This is a genomic window from Halomonas sp. SIMBA_159 (genome assembly GCF_046536035.1).
GTDB classification, from domain to species: domain Bacteria; phylum Pseudomonadota; class Gammaproteobacteria; order Pseudomonadales; family Halomonadaceae; genus Vreelandella; species Vreelandella venusta_A.
The window spans coordinates 1-233 of sequence record NZ_JAWJBT010001714.1 but is presented as its reverse complement, the minus strand read 5'-3'; the positions used below and the strand labels follow the sequence as shown (position 1 = coordinate 233).

The 233-nt window shown below is 45.1% G+C and carries 1 protein-coding gene; it reads left to right on the top strand.

Translation table 11 applies throughout. The features are described 5' to 3' along the window. Positions 1-233: 4Fe-4S dicluster domain-containing protein (locus R0J87_RS25065; RefSeq protein WP_498889733.1), on the top strand; the 233-nt coding region annotated here is incomplete at both ends.

Sequence of the window (233 nt, the reverse complement as noted above, 5' to 3'; positions counted from 1 at the left end):
GTAATGCTGGCTGGATGCGGGAAATCATGTGTACGCATATTTGTCCGTACGCCCGTTTTCAGTCAGCCATGTTTGAGAAAGATACTTTCACCGTGACCTATGATGAGAAACGTGGTGAAAACCGAGGTCCGCGTAGCCGCAAAGATAAAGACTACAAAGAAAAAGGCTTAGGTGACTGCATTGATTGTAACTTATGTGTACATGTGTGCCCTACCGGCATTGATATTCGTAAC